The following is a 14711-nucleotide window of genomic DNA, read 5'->3' as shown; positions in this document are numbered from 1 at the left end:
CAGAGTTTCGAACCGCCTCTCTTCGAATCTATGTTATTTCGCTAATGAATGTTAAATATTAGCGAAATTCACATGAAAGTGTAACTTTCGACCTAATTTAATCGTCAATCAAACAGAGAGGATGAAGAAAATCAGTTTCCGCAATGATGTGTTGCCTTTGAAGAACGAACTCTTCCGGCTCGCTTTGCGCATCACGCTCAATCGGGCAGAGGCAGAAGACATTGTTCAGGATACGCTGATAAAGGTTTGGAACAAACGTTTCGATTGGGATTCGATAGACTCCATCGAGGCTTTCAGCCTGAAAATTTGCCGCAACCTCTCATTGGACAGGATAAAGAAAAAAGGCAACAACAACGAATCGCTGGAAACAACTAACGAAGTTCAGCCGCAGTCTTTGTCCAATCCCCAAGACGAGATGATTCGTCAAGACCACATCCGCTTGGTGAGAGATATCGTAAACTCACTTCCCGAAAAGCAAAAGAGCTGTATGCAGCTGAGAGATTTTGAGGGAAAAGCTTATAAGGAAATAGCCGAGATATTGGAAATAACCGAAGAACAGGTCAAGGTGAACATCTTTAGGGCGCGTCAGGCGGTGAAACAAAAATACAAAAAAATAGATGAATATGGATTATAAGTACATAGAACAGTTAATGGAGCGTTATTGGCGTTGCGAGACGACGTTGCATGAGGAGGATATTCTCCGCACGTTTTTTTCGCAAGAGGACGTTCCGGCTGAATTCTTGCCTTATAAAGACTTGTTCGTTTATGGGCGTGAACAAAAGGAAAGCGATGCGTTGGATGATGAGTTCGACCGCAAGGTACTTGGAATGATTCGGGAAGACGAACCCGTGAAAGCACGCACCATAACGATGCGTCAGCGGTTAATCCCCTTATTCAAGGCAGCAGCTGTCGTTGCGATAGTGCTTACCCTCGGAAATGCCATTCAAACTGCCATTCAGCCGAAAGATGCACAGCTCCAACAAACGGAGGTGGCAAACACGAACCAAACGCGAGAAGGACTTTCCGTTGCCAAGGCAGACTCAACTCACTCCGATTCGTTGCAAAGCACCACCTCGCAGCCCCAACAACAGGTCATCATTAAGTAAGATAATTTCAATGCTTTCTCTATAAAATAATCAGATTTAGTAAAACAAGCGAAACTGTGAAGTTTCAATTCTCTAATTTTTTCAATGTGTAAAAACAATAGATGGCCAATATCCCGGCAAGGGATGTTGGCTTTTCTTTTTGTGTTTGTTCTATTTCCTATGTGGAAGCTTTGGCGATATATTTCCATTGAATTATTCTTCTTCTCTTTTTTTTTATTATCTTTGCGCTCGTTATGAAAGAATAAGAATATATTTTGAGTAACTATTCAAAATTAATTGCCACAATATTTTCGTTTGTTTTTTCATTCAGTCTTTTGATTTAAAAAGGGAGTGTAGCGAGCTGCCCGACCGATGAAAGACGAGAAAATGATGAAAAAGAGATGGAAAGATTGTAGGAAAGTAAAATTAAAGAAACCAAGAAAGATATATACGTTTAATTTTTGAACACCATCTTACCACTATTCATACCCTATAAACATGAAAAAGAAGAATATTCTCACGTCAATCCTGCTGTGTCATTTGCTGTTTTCCATTTCCACCACGGCTTATGCTCAAAACGACACCATTCGCTCCCGAAGTGTTTTCCTTGAGTTTGGAGGTGGCTCCAATGGCGTTGGCATCAATTACGATGCGCGTTTCAAGGAAGATTCCAAATGGGGCTATCGCGTTGGGTTTGCTTTTGGTTATTCTAAGGCAAACTATTTTTTCGCAGCGGGTACTTCGACTCGGGTTTACAGTATTCCGCTTGAAGTAAATTATCTGCTTGGAAAAGGCAAAAACCGCCTCGAAATGGGATTGGGTGTTAATACCGGATATTACAACGACCACATCGCAGTGGCTGAACATTTTAAGTTTGAAGCAGAGCAATGGAGAATTGCCTATAAAAACATATCCGAAAACAACATCTCCTCCTTCGCTTATTTGAATATCGGGTATCGTTATACCCACAAACGTGGATTTCAGTTCCGTATTGGCATCACTCCCGCTTGCATGATTACCAATAACCGGTATTGTGGCAGAGAGGCACTTTTGGGTTTATACATTAGTTTTGGTAAGGCGTTCTAAACGCTATTTGTTGTCGGTTATCGAACAAAGCCTCTTCGCACCGGACTGTGTGAGGAGGCTTTGTTCGATTTATGGTTTGCGAAAGAGCGCGTTGGAACGCCGGTCGGCAAGATTTATAGCAATGCTTGTATCTCCGCTTCGAGATTTTTTATCTGTCCCGGATTTCTTACGATGTTATTTCCCCGGTCAATGAGGTAAATAATTGGCGTGGCAGTGGCTGCCTCCGTGTAAGCCCGGCTTATGCCCGTGTTGTCGAAGACGTTAATCCATGGCAGGTTTGCCACCTGTTCTTTCCAAAAATGCTCATTGTCATCGAGCGATACCATGAAGATTTCCAAACCTTTTGAATGATACTTCTCATAGAGTTCGCGCATCCGCATGATGTATTCCGTGGAGCCTTTCATTCCGAAGATGTGAAAATCCAAAAGCACCACCTGACCTTTCAAGTCGGTCAGATGCCGTTCGTTGCCCACGTTGTCGCGCAGTGGCAGGTCGATGACTCCTGTTTCCTCCGCATTCACTTCCACCTGTTTTCCACGTGCTTTTACGATGCGTTCATCCTGCATTCCCTTGATGGCGATGTTGTGCAGGTTCTCGCCTCGTTCCGACCCCGGATAAAACGTGTCCCAGCTTGTTGCCACGGCACCGAACACCTTGTTGTCCGCCGCATCGCGTGCCGGATTGAATATCAGGCGTGCCCGGTTGTTCACCACGATGTATTGAAACAGGGCGAAATAGCTGTAAGCTCTCATCGGCTCCTTGAAGATATAGTTATTGCTGACATCGTGTTTGTAGCCGGCAAGCAGGTTGTCGATGAGCGAATCTGCCACCTCCGGATGTTGCGTGGCGATGGCTTGGCATTGTGCTTGCAGGTTGATTTGTTTCAGCGCCAGCTCCTTTATCTTCTCATTCTCGTACGAGCCTTTCACCTCGTAGCTCGCTGCCATTCCGGGATAGGCGGCAGTAACGTTCACCGTCTCCGTTGAATCGATGCCGATATTGATAATTTGGTCGGCGATGCGCAAACGATAGAACTCAGGATTGTCTGCCTTGTCGCCTGAAAAAGCGAAACTGCCGTCGTCGGCGAGTTTCACCGAGTCGAGTTTGTGGAAGCCCGTCAGACTGTTGTGCTCGAAATAAAGCACGGAATCCTTTGCGTTGGTGATGTTTCCCGTTACGTGAAACTGCTCGCCTGAGCAGCCTGTCAGCATTGCCGTTCCCGAAAGAAGGCAACTCGCGAGTATGGTTTTCAAGTTGTTTTTCATTCTTGTTGCTGATGATGTGTTTCTTTTTCTTACTCTGCAAAGATAACGTTATTTTGACAAAACATCGAAACAATGCCGGAAAAATCTTCCCTTATCAGTCTTTTGCGAGTGGTCGCAGAGTCAACCAGCAAGTGCAAAATTATAAAACGTATTTGAAGAATTCACACTTTGGAGTAGAAAAGTTTAATTTTTCTCTCGGTCTTTCGTTCAATTTCTTTTGTATCGACATAATTCTCTTGTCTGTGTAATGTTCAAACGAATCCTTTTTCGGTATATATTGTCTGATTAGTTTATTTGTATTCTCAATAGCTCCCTTTTGCCAAGAACAATATGGATCAGCGAAGTATACGGGCACGCCCAAGAACTTGGTAATATCCTTATGTGCCGCAAATTCAGGTCCGTTGTCTGTTGTAATGGTCTTCAGAATGTCCTTGTATGGTAGCAGCAGTTTTCTAACTACCTTTGCCAGAGGCTTTGCCTGCTTCCCAAATGGCAGTTTCTGCATAAGCAGCATATTGGTGGATTTCTCTACCAGTGTGAGTATGGCATGCTGGTCAGGGTCTACGATCAAGTCCATCTCAAAATCTCCAAATCTCTTCCCGTCAACTTCCTTACTTCTTTCATGGATACTCAACCTGTCTTTAATTGGAAAATGCCTGCCCTTGGGACGATGCCTGTATTTCATCTTATGCCTTGTGTGTTTGGCAAGTTCCCCTGTTGTATCATTATGAATGATATTATAAATGGATTGGTGGGACACCTTTATTCCCTCATTCTTGCGCAGATAACCTGATATTTGTCGTGGAGACCACTGGTCATTGGTGATATATTCCTTAATTCTCCAGACTAATTCGTTAGAGAGCCTGGCGTTCTTTACCGTTCTCTTTCTGCGCTGCATAGCCATATCGTGCGCCTTTGTCCAGATATACTTTTCTGATGGCGTGCTGTTGCGTTTGATTTCACGTGATAGTGTTGACTGACTGATGCCGACGATTGTGGCAATCTCTTTTCTCCCTGTTTTCTTTTGGAGTAAGGCGAAAATTTGCGACCTTTGCTCCGAGGTTAATTGATGATATTTCACAATACAAAGTTAATTAATCTTGGGGAGACAGAGGTCTCCCTTTTTTATTTGTATTGCTGGTTGTTTTTTTCCTCGCCGAGAGATGCAGACAACCTCTCGCTACGCTTCGAGAACGTCTGCATCTCTCGGCGAGGGCTACTCTTTTATTGCACTTCGTTTTGGAACTTGCAGGTTCCCCGACTTGGAAAAAGACGAATTTAAGGTTGAAACTACGGATTATCGTAGTTGAAATATATTTACATATACCTCAAAATGCTGCCCTTAAAAGCAAAAACATTCATCCTTGTTCGTAAATACGCAAATTATCTTAATTTTCACAATTAGTTGATAAACAGATAAATACGTGATACAGCACTCGGAGAGCAAATAAAAACATTAATTTTCCTCGTGGTTTTTCACTACAAAAGCTTACCTTTTGCAGTGCAAAAGCTCATGTATCGCAACGCAAAACATAAGCTAATGCATGACAAAAGGTAAGCTTTTGTGAGAATACATGGTTTTTCGGAGAAATATCGCTTGATTTTTGTTGGGAAAACGTCAATTTCCCTCCTGTCGTTTTCCCGGATTGCGATTTTATATATGCGGTTTTTTGGTAAGAATAGTTTACAAACAGAAGTCGCCTGATGACGAGATGAGCACCTCTTCGTAACATCGTAACTCTTGATTTTCCACATCACAAAGACAAAACAAAGGTTGTTTTTTCATAAGATTTTAACATAAGAAAAAAAACTATTACGGAAAAATTTTATAAATTTGCAGAAAATCAAACTTATAAGAAGATGGGCGATATCAAACACTGCATTTTAGTTGTTGATGATGAAGAGGACATTTGCGAGATATTAAAGTTTAACCTTGAAACCGAAGGATACATTGTGGAGACGGCTCATTCCGCAGAGGAAGCTCTCGGCATGGAGATTTCAAGATATAATCTCATTCTTCTTGATGTCATGATGGGCGAAATTTCCGGTTTTGCCATGGCTAAAAAACTAAAAGACAATCCTCTGACGAAGAAAATCCCCATCATCTTCCTCACTGCCCGCGATTCCGAGAACGACACGGTTACCGGTTTTAACTTGGGGGCAGACGACTACATTTCAAAACCATTTTCCATCCGTGAGGTTATTCTGCGTGTCAGAGCCGTTCTAAATCGCACGGAGACGGCAACAGTGATTGAGCCGGAGCAGCACAGAACACTTTCATTCGAAGGATTGGAAATGGATTTAGAGAAGAAGACCGTTAATATTGACGGAGAAGAGGTTCCATTTACAAAAACGGAATTTGAATTGCTGCATCTGTTACTGGAGGAAAGAGGTCGAGTCTTCTCTCGCCAAGAACTCATTGAGCGTATTTGGCCAAAAGACGTGTTGGTGCTTGACCGAACGGTGGATGTATATATCACAAGGGTTAGAAAGAAGATAGGACGTTTCTCCAAATGTATTGCCACCCGATTGGGGTTTGGCTATTACTTTAACATGTAAGTCGTGCGGAGGGAAGAGACATCGTGCGGTTCGCCGAAGCCTCAACGCTTCCCAACAAAACAAGTTGTCGGACTTTAGCAAATGAATCATGAAAAAAATAAGCATCGGTCATAAGCTCTACCTGAGTATTATGGCCGTTTTCCTTGTATTCTCAATCGCATTTATTGTTTTCCAACAAAACCGTGAAAAGCAATATAAAGTGAAGACACTCGAATTGCAATTGCAGATGTTCAACAAACACATGGCAGAAGAGTTGGAAAAGAGTGGATACGAAGAAAAGAGTATCACGAGCTATCTCGCTTCCCACAGCCGAAAGGATATGCGCGTTACACTCATCCGCCGCGATGGAGGGGTGATTTTCGATAATGAGAAAAAAGACTACCTGCACATTTCCAACCATCGAAACCGAGAGGAGGTAATCAAGGCATTGGCTACCGGTTGGGGATCCACTGTGGAAAGAAGAAGCAAGACATTGAAGCAGGATTATTATTATTCAGCCACCTATTTTCCCAAAGATGGCATCATTATTCGCACGGCGTTGCCTTACAATGACGACTTGGCAAAATCGTTAAAGTCGGACCAACATTATATATGGTTCGCGCTGTTGGCGTTGGCACTACTTACGTTTGTCATCTACAGATTTGTAAACAGTCTTGACAAGAATATCACCAAACTAAAGATATTCGCATCGCGGGCAGACAACAATGAGAGTCTTGAGACAGAAGACCTTGCCGACTTCCCCGATGACGAATTGGGCGAGATTGCCGAACGCATCATTAAGATTTATAAACGACTGGAATCTACCCGGCAAGAGCAAGACATATTGAAACGCCAGCTGACACAGAATATCGCCCACGAGCTGAAGACCCCCATAGCATCCATTCAAGGCTACTTGGAAACCATTTTGGATAATCCGTGCATCACGGAAGAGAATAAGAAACAGTTCCTCGCTCGCTGTTACACCCAGACAGAGAGGCTGACATCGCTGCTGAGAGATATTTCAACCCTCAACAGGATTGATGATGGAGCGAAAATGATGGACATTGAATCAATCGATATCTGCACTTTGGTCGCGAATATTCAAAGAGAAACGGCATTGGAACTAAACGAGCGCGACATGACATTCCGCAACAATCTGCCCGATCACATTATGGTGAAAGGGGTAAAAAACTTGTTATACAGCGTTTTCCGCAATCTTACCGACAACGCCATCGCTTATGCAGGCGAAGGAACCACCATCACGCTGAATGCTTACGAGAATAATGGCTATTGGAACTTCTGCTTCACCGATAATGGCACGGGTGTAAATAAGGAACATCTGCCGAGACTCTTTGAACGTTTTTACAGGATTGACAAAGGCAGAAGCAGGAAACTCGGTGGAACGGGTCTTGGGCTTGCCATCGTGAAGAATGCGGTACTCATTCATGGTGGCAGCATAGAGGTTGTGAATAACAGTCCAAGTGGGTTGCGCTTCGATTTCCGCATAAAAGCCAATAGAAATTAATCGAGAAGCAAACTGAAGAATGTCACGACAAGACAAATCCGTTGACATTCTGCGCACTCAAACATTGAAATTCCGGAAGAGATGAAATCGACTTTCAAAGGATTGCCCACCAGACGTTTTCTTACTATGTTCCTGATTCTCAACGCTTGCAAATCACAAGTCGCAATCCACGGAAAGAAGGAATTTTGAAAATAATAAAGGCGTCATATTCATCGAACATGACGCCTGCTTTGTAGCTTTTTTTATTTCATTTTCTCGTATCGGGAAAAGCCAACCATCAGGTTTATTCGCAGAACTTCTTCGCAGCCCTTAACTGATGACGCATGGCACTTATGAATTGCTGGGTTTCCTGCAACATGTTCAGATAGACCACAGATACTTGAAATTCGGCATTACCCTGTGCTTTTTGCATCCTATCCAAATGCTTTTTACGCAAGACTGACAGTTCATCTTTTACTTGATCCGCATCGGTCAGCATTTCCCTGTAATTCTCAAACCTGCGAGTGGAAATAAGATTCTCACTGATTTTCAACAAGTCGTTAATTTTCTGTTGGATGGGTTCGAACTCGGCGATAAACTCTTCGGGAACAGGATTAAAGCTATTGCCAATATGCTCGCGAATAGGCTCAAGCATTCTTCTTAAAGAATAGATAAGCTGTTGGTTACTATTTGCACCCAAATGAAACCAAGTGTTGCGCTCAATAGCCAATTCAGGCGGGCAACGTTTCAGTCCGAGCATCTCTTGCCTACGATATTTCTTCAAATCCTCCGTTTCGTGCTGTAAATTCCTATCGGTATGGCGCAACTCCTTTATGCGCTCTTCATGAAATCCATCTACAATTGCGTTGAATTGAACCAAGGCGAATTTACAAACGTATGCCTGTGTGCGTGCCACTTGTCGTTGCAACATATCCCAAACCAATTCCGGGTCGCGAGTGCGCATCATCAAACGGAATACGCTTCCGCTCTCTTCTTTTGCCATCTTCTTTTTGTAATTACGTTCCGAACGAATCAAAAGGAAGACCACAAGCAACATGAAAGCTACCTTCATGAAAATTCCTCCGAAATACATAATCATGCAAACGATGGAACAAGATATAAATGCAGCACCGGCAGTGATGAACCAACCACCTATCACCGATAAGACTCCCGTTACGCGGAACACAGCACTTTCGCGACTCCACGCACGGTCGGCAAGACTGGAACCCATTGCCACCATGAACGTAACGTATGTGGTGGAAAGTGGTAGTTTTAAGTTTGTTCCAATGGTGATTAACATGGAAGCCAACACAAGGTTCACTGCTGCCCGAACCACATCGAATGCTACATTGACATCCGCTTCATCTCCGCTTTTTTCTTTGAAACGCGAGTCTATCCAACTGCTAACGCGCGAGGGAATTGCAGTACTAACGTTGCCGGAGATATTTTGCGAAAACCTCACAATGGCACGTGCCGCACTGGAGCTACCGAACATCTCATCGCCCTCATCCTGACGGCTCAAGTCCACGCTCGTCTTAATAACATTCTGTGCTTTCTTGGAAGTAGCCATCGCAACTATCATGACAACGCCCGCTCCCAACAACCAACTTGGTGTGGTTTTCGCGCTTTCCATCAGTGATGTCATCATAAACGCCGTATCGCTTGCTCCATCTGCATTTGCCATGAAATCCTGATAAGAGTCCAATCCCGCGAGCGGCACACCAATAAAGTTCACCAAGTCGTTGCCGGCGAATGCCATTGCCAAAGCGAAAGTACCCATAAGTACTACGAACTTAAAGATGTTTACTCGAAGAAGATGGAGAATTTCCATCAATATGGTAGAGGCAATGAAAGTTATCAAAAGGAGAAAGTTAATGTTCGCTTCTATATATTCCTTAATGTTGCCCGGAAGATAAGGGCTTTTGCCAAGTCCTTTCATGAAGATGAAATAGGATAGAGCCGTAAAGGCGATGCCACCAAACAGAGCGATGGAATAGCGCGAATATCGCTTGTAATTAAACGTGAACACAACTCTGGAAATCCACATCACGATGGTACCGCAGACAAAGGCGATGGCTACCGAGACGAAGATGGCAATGATTACTTTCAGTGCCTGTTCCGTGTTCATCAGGTTTGAAAAGCTCAGATTGCCATCACCTGCCATTTTGATACAAGCAATGATAAACGTTCCTCCCAACAACTCGAACACGAGCGAAACAGTAGTAGAGGTTGGCATTCCGAGCGTATTGAAGACATCGAGAACGATGATGTCCGTAACCATCACAGCCAAGAAGATTGTCATTACTTCACTAAAGGAATACTGACTTGGCGTCATGATGCCATGCCTTGCCACATCCATCATGCCCGAAGACAACACGGCTCCCAATACCACACCAACGGATGCAATAATGAGAATGGTGCGAAATCCGGCAACGCGCGCACCCACTGCCGATTGCAAGAAGTTTACGGCATCGTTGCTAACCCCCACAAACAAGTCGAATACTGCCAAACAAAGCAGAAATACGACAATACAAAGATACATTGTTTCCATCTCGTAACTTTAAACCTTATATATTTCTTTTGGGCGCAAAGGTACATTGCTAATGTTACAAGCAAATTAAACGTGTGTTACAATTCCGTTAAGACACACTCATCCGTCTCAATCAAATGAAAACAAGACTTCGCTGATGTCCCATTGTTATGGCTCACCCGGACTTTCTCCCGTGAACCCAAATCTCTTTATTTATTGCAATTCATATTGCAAACTTAGAGATTTGGGATGAAACAATGCTCATGCGACTATTCTTTCTCGGCACTACCAAATAACATAGATAGGAGATACCATGTGGAAAACAATCATAAAAGTTTCTCCCATTTTCTTTTTAAGAACTAAAAATCGCTACCTTTGCGACAAACTTCTCAACAGATGACTCAACAGCAATATCTTCAGATGCTCATCGCCCAAGGAGAGCATCGGCAACAAGATTTCAAATACAAAGTGCAGAATGCCATAAAGCTCGCCAAGTCGGTTTCGGCATTTGCCAACAGCGAAGGAGGCAGACTTTTAATAGGAGTAAGGGACGATGGACACATTTCCGGAGTGAGGTCAGAAGAGGAAATTTACATGATGCACGCCGCAGCATACAAATATTGCTTACCTGAAAGTGATATCTCGTTTTCCACCTTTCATGTTGAGGGACGCAACGTAGTCATCGCAACCATCCCACCCGCTGCACAAAAACCCATTTTCGCCATTGATGAGAAAAATAATAAGCACGCGTACATAAGAATAAAAGACGAAAATATTATCGCATCGCCCATACACTTGGAGATGTGGAAACAGGAACAACAACCTCGCAGCATGATGGAATACACCGAGAAGACAAAGCATCTTCTGGCACTCATCGATGAAAAGCCTAACCTCACACTGAACAAAATCGTCAGACTTTCCAAGATAAATCGCTACACGGTCATCTCCACTTTGGCACGACTTATACGCTACAACGTATTGGAATATAAGTATGTCGGCGAACAATTCACTTTCACGATAAAATAAGAACGACCGCAACCCTCCTTTTGCGGATGATTGCGGTCGTATTGTTTATATCAAGAAGCTCACTTTATTTCGCTTCTTCCGTTTCGGGTGCCTCACCAATCAAGTCCATAAACTGGTCGAGCTTGGGAGTAATGATAATCTGTGTGCGACGATTGCGCTGCTTGCCTACCTCCGTATCATTGGTAGTGAGCGGGTTATATTCGCCACGTCCGCCTGCAGTGAGACGTTTTGGATTTACTCCGAAGTGGTCTTGCAGATACTGAACCACCGAAGATGCGCGAAGAGCCGAGAGATCCCAGTTGTTGCGGATATTCTTCATCTTCTCGCTTTGGTTATTCACGGGAACGTTATCCGTATTTCCCTCAATGAGCACGTCATAATCCTTGTAATCCATGATAATCTTGGCAATCTTACGCAACGTTTGTTCAGCGCGGTCGTTGATTTCATACGAGCCACTCTTGTAAAGCATGTTATCAGCCAAAGAGATATATACGACACCCTTCAACACCTGAACGTCCACCTCTTTCAGTTCTTCCTTGCTCAGGCTGCGTGTAAGATTGTTCGTCAGAACCACATTCAGCGAGTCGCTCTTGCTCTTCACCTCTACCAAGTGGCGAATGTACTGGTTGCTCTCGTTGATTTGGTCCACCAACTTGGAAATATTCACGTTGTTCGAATTTGCGTTGTTCAGACTCTTGTCCAAACTACCCTGCAGAGCTGCCGCACTTGCCTTAGCTTGTGCCAACTGGTCTTCAAGACTCTTGATGCGTGCGTTGTTGGCAGCAATGGTTTCTTTTGCACTTTGGTATTCTCCGGAGAGTCGTTGATTCTCCGTCTGACAGTTCTGCAAGTCTTTCTTGCTTGCGCACCCGGTAATCAGAAATGCTCCGAGCACGAATGTTAAAGCCAATAGATTCTTTTTCATAGTTCTATTCTCCTTTTATTATTCATTATTCTGTTTTTCGACAGTTATATATGTATGATAATTTTACGCCTGATGATTCTCAACTCCCCATGTTCGGAAACGAGTTGGCAAAGGGATGTTCACAGATTCATTGTTTGCAAAGTTATCTAATTGACGATAAAAACCAAGAAAAGATTAGTTCCTTTATGTATTTTTAACCACAAATCAGACTTTCCTGCTTGTTTTTCTTTCATTCCCTCTTTGTTTCCCGGATAAAAAAAGTCTATAGGAATGTTATTACAGAAATATCGGTCAGACAATTGATAAAAAACGTTATCCGTTTGCGGCTGATATAGATACTTACGTGGTTTTTCTTTCCTTGTTGCCCAAGCACAAAAAACTCTCGCATTGTTTGCGAGAGTTTTTTGATGTGCATTTGTCAGTTCTTCTTTATTCTTCGTTGGTGTTCGCATCATGATTGTTGCGACGCCTATCATTGTCTCGACGCGGACGACGCTCACCGCGCGGACGACGCTGTGGCTCAACGTAGCCTTCCGGTTTTTCGAGCAAGCAACGGTGCGACAATTTATATTTACCGGTTTTCGGGTCAATATCAAGGAGCTTCACCTTAATTTTGTCCCCTTCTTTTATTCCGGCTTCCTCTACCGTCTCAAGGCGTTTCCAATCTATCTCTGATATATGGAGCAGTCCATCCTTGCCCGGCAATATCTCCACGAAGCATCCATAAGGCATGATGGAACGAACGGTTCCCTCGTACACTTCGCCCACTTCCGGGACAGCCGCAATCGCTTTTATCTTGCCTACCGCAGCATCGATACTCTCCTTGTTTGGAGCGGAAACCTGAATCTTGCCCACACCATCTGTTTCTTCAATGGTAATGGTGGCTCCGGTCTCTTCCTGCATCTGCTGAATGATTTTTCCACCGGGGCCGATAATCGCACCGATAAATTCCTTTGGAACCTCGAAAGCCACGATACGCGGAACTTGTGGTTTTAGTTCCTTGCGTGGTTCTTCAATGGTATGAGTCAGTTTTCCGAGGATATACTCTCTTCCGGCTTTTGCTTGCATCAATGCTTTTTCCAATATTTCAAAGGAAAGACCATCGCATTTGATATCCATCTGCGTGGCAGTGATACCGTCTTTTGTTCCGGTGGTCTTGAAGTCCATGTCGCCCAAGTGGTCTTCATCGCCGAGGATATCGCTCAAAATAGCATATTTGTCCTCGCCCGGGTTCTTAATCAATCCCATCGCTATTCCCGACACCGGTTTTTTCATGGGCACACCGGCATCCATCAATGCTAACGTTCCGGCGCAAACAGTAGCCATGGAAGAAGAACCGTTCGATTCAAGTATCTGACTTACCAGTCGTACCGTGTAAGGGAAATCTTCCGGGATCTGACCTTTCAATCCGCGCCATGCCAAATGACCATGCCCTATCTCGCGACGTCCCACACCGCGTTGCGCCTTTGCCTCGCCCGTACAGAACGGTGGGAAGTTGTAATGCAGCAAGAATCGCTGATAGCTCTTGTCCAAGACATTGTCGATCATCTTCTCGTCGAGTTTCGTACCGAGCGTGCAGGTGGAGAGTGAAAGCGTCTCGCCACGCTGGAAGTAAGCACTTCCGTGGGGCATTGGCAACGCGTCCACTTCGCACCAAATGGGACGTATCTCGTCTGTGGCGCGACCATCCATTCGCTTGCCCGTATCGAGCACGCTGCGACGCATGGAGTCGCGTTGCACATCGGCAAAATATCGTTCTATCTCGGCGTGTTTTTCCTCGAGGTCGTCTTCCGATAAGTCGGTGTGTGCGGCATCGTAGGCTTCCACGAAATCCGCTTTTATCTTGTCGTATGTCTCTTCGCGATGTTTCTTGTCGTTATCACCACTCTGTGCCTCGGCATAGCAAGCGTCATAGGTTTCCTTTCTCACCAGCTCGCGAAGTTCTTCGTCGTTTGTCTCGTCGTTGTATTCGCGTTTTACGTCGGTTCCCAGTTCTTTTGCAAGTTCTTCCTGCAACTCGCACATGGGTTTGATTGCTTCGTGAGCCACCTTCAGCGCGCCGATGAGATCTTGCTCTGACACTTCATCCATCTCACCTTCCACCATCATGATGTTGTCCTTTGTGGCACCTACCATGATATCCATGTCGGCAGACTTCATCTGTTCGAAAGTCGGGTTGATGACATACTCGCCATTCACGCGAGCCACACGCACTTCGGAGATGGGGAATTCGATAGGAATATCGGAGCACTGCATGGCTGCCGATGCAGCAAATCCCGCAAGTGCGTCAGGCTGATCAACGCCATCGGCGGAGAGAAGCATTACGGTAACGAATACTTCTGTGTGATAATCTGATGGGAATAAAGGACGAAGCACGCGGTCAACCAATCGTGACGTCAGGATTTCTTCGTCGTTCGCTTTGCCTTCGCGTTTTGTAAATCCACCGGGGAAACGACCTGCGGCAGCGTACTGCTCGCGATAATCCACTTGCAAAGGCATAAAGTCTGTACCCGGAACTGCCTCTTTGGCTGCGCAAACTGTGGCGAGAAGCACGGTGTTGCCCATTCTGAGTACAGCGGCTCCGTCGGCTTGCTTCGCAACCTTTCCGGTTTCAATTGTGATGGTTCTTCCATCAGCCAATTGAAGAGTTTTCGTAATTACGTTCATCTAAAATTTAAAAAATACTTATTGTTTTGACCTACATCATAAGGGAAAATGTAAATGGTAAAAAGGTAAAAAAGTAAGTGCTATT

The 14711-nt window shown here is 44.4% G+C and carries 12 protein-coding genes; 6 read left to right on the top strand and 6 right to left on the bottom strand.

Annotated features, from left to right (window positions below):
* Window positions 1-121: 121 nt before the first annotated feature.
* The 3 genes from E0E16_RS10895 (at window position 122) to E0E16_RS10885 (ending at window position 2171) form a co-directional block, all read left to right on the top strand.
* Window positions 122-634 (top strand): GFO_1088 family ECF-type sigma factor, encoded by a 513-nt coding sequence (locus E0E16_RS10895; protein ID WP_130830309.1) that lies wholly within the window; start codon window positions 122-124, stop codon window positions 632-634.
* The gene (locus E0E16_RS10890) at window positions 624-1106 is read left to right on the top strand and encodes a PG0215 family putative anti-sigma factor (protein ID WP_130830308.1); all 483 of its coding nucleotides are present in this window, start codon (window positions 624-626) and stop codon (window positions 1104-1106) included. Before E0E16_RS10895 ends, E0E16_RS10890 begins: the two co-directional genes overlap by 11 nt.
* 477 nt (window positions 1107-1583) lie before the next feature.
* Window positions 1584-2171 (top strand): hypothetical protein, encoded by a 588-nt coding sequence (locus E0E16_RS10885; protein ID WP_240048137.1) that lies wholly within the window; start codon window positions 1584-1586, stop codon window positions 2169-2171.
* Window positions 2172-2284: 113 nt separating this feature from the next.
* Here the strand turns inward: E0E16_RS10885 and E0E16_RS10880 are convergent, their stop codons facing one another.
* Both E0E16_RS10880 and E0E16_RS10875 read right to left on the bottom strand, forming a co-directional pair.
* Window positions 2285-3436, bottom strand: coding sequence for a TlpA disulfide reductase family protein (locus E0E16_RS10880; RefSeq protein WP_130830307.1), 1152 nt, complete (start codon window positions 3434-3436; stop codon window positions 2285-2287).
* A gap of 139 nt (window positions 3437-3575) precedes the next feature.
* Complete coding sequence (locus tag E0E16_RS10875; protein ID WP_130828374.1) at window positions 3576-4517, bottom strand: IS30 family transposase; 942 nt, start codon at window positions 4515-4517, stop codon at window positions 3576-3578.
* Between the two features lie 779 nt (window positions 4518-5296).
* On the opposite strand from E0E16_RS10875, the gene phoB reads away from it, so the two are divergent.
* The gene (gene phoB, locus E0E16_RS10870; protein ID WP_130830306.1) at window positions 5297-5995 is read left to right on the top strand and encodes a two-component system response regulator PhoB; all 699 of its coding nucleotides are present in this window, start codon (window positions 5297-5299) and stop codon (window positions 5993-5995) included.
* 88 nt (window positions 5996-6083) lie between these two features.
* Entirely contained in the window at window positions 6084-7499 is a 1416-nt protein-coding gene (locus E0E16_RS10865) for a sensor histidine kinase (protein ID WP_130830305.1), read from the top strand.
* Window positions 7500-7782: 283 nt separating this feature from the next.
* Here the strand turns inward: E0E16_RS10865 and E0E16_RS10860 are convergent, their stop codons facing one another.
* On the bottom strand, window positions 7783-10029 hold the full coding sequence (locus E0E16_RS10860) for an inorganic phosphate transporter (protein WP_130830304.1): 2247 nt from the start codon (window positions 10027-10029) through the stop codon (window positions 7783-7785).
* Window positions 10030-10404: 375 nt separating this feature from the next.
* Here E0E16_RS10860 and E0E16_RS10855 point away from each other — a divergent pair, with 375 nt between their 5' ends.
* Window positions 10405-11034, top strand: coding sequence for an AlbA family DNA-binding domain-containing protein (locus E0E16_RS10855; RefSeq protein WP_130830303.1), 630 nt, complete (start codon window positions 10405-10407; stop codon window positions 11032-11034).
* 64 nt (window positions 11035-11098) lie between these two features.
* On the opposite strand, the gene E0E16_RS10850 is transcribed toward E0E16_RS10855, so the two are convergent.
* The 3 genes from E0E16_RS10850 to pnp all read right to left on the bottom strand — a co-directional run bounded on the left by E0E16_RS10850 (window position 11099) and on the right by pnp (window position 14626).
* A complete protein-coding gene (locus E0E16_RS10850) occupies window positions 11099-11959 on the bottom strand; it encodes an OmpA/MotB family protein (RefSeq protein ID WP_130830302.1) in 861 nt (286 codons plus the stop codon).
* Window positions 11960-12105: 146 nt separating this feature from the next.
* Window positions 12106-12414: a hypothetical protein gene (locus E0E16_RS10845; RefSeq protein ID WP_130830301.1), complete on the bottom strand. Its 309-nt coding sequence runs from the start codon at window positions 12412-12414 to the stop codon at window positions 12106-12108.
* Window positions 12389-14626, bottom strand: coding sequence for a polyribonucleotide nucleotidyltransferase (pnp, locus tag E0E16_RS10840; protein WP_130830300.1), 2238 nt, complete (start codon window positions 14624-14626; stop codon window positions 12389-12391). Before pnp ends, E0E16_RS10845 begins: the two co-directional genes overlap by 26 nt.
* Window positions 14627-14711 lie beyond the last annotated feature (85 nt).

It is taken from the genome of Prevotella rectalis, from assembly GCF_900607215.1.
Lineage (GTDB): Bacteria > Bacteroidota > Bacteroidia > Bacteroidales > Bacteroidaceae > Prevotella > Prevotella brunnea.
This window is presented reverse-complemented; position numbering and strand designations above follow the sequence as displayed.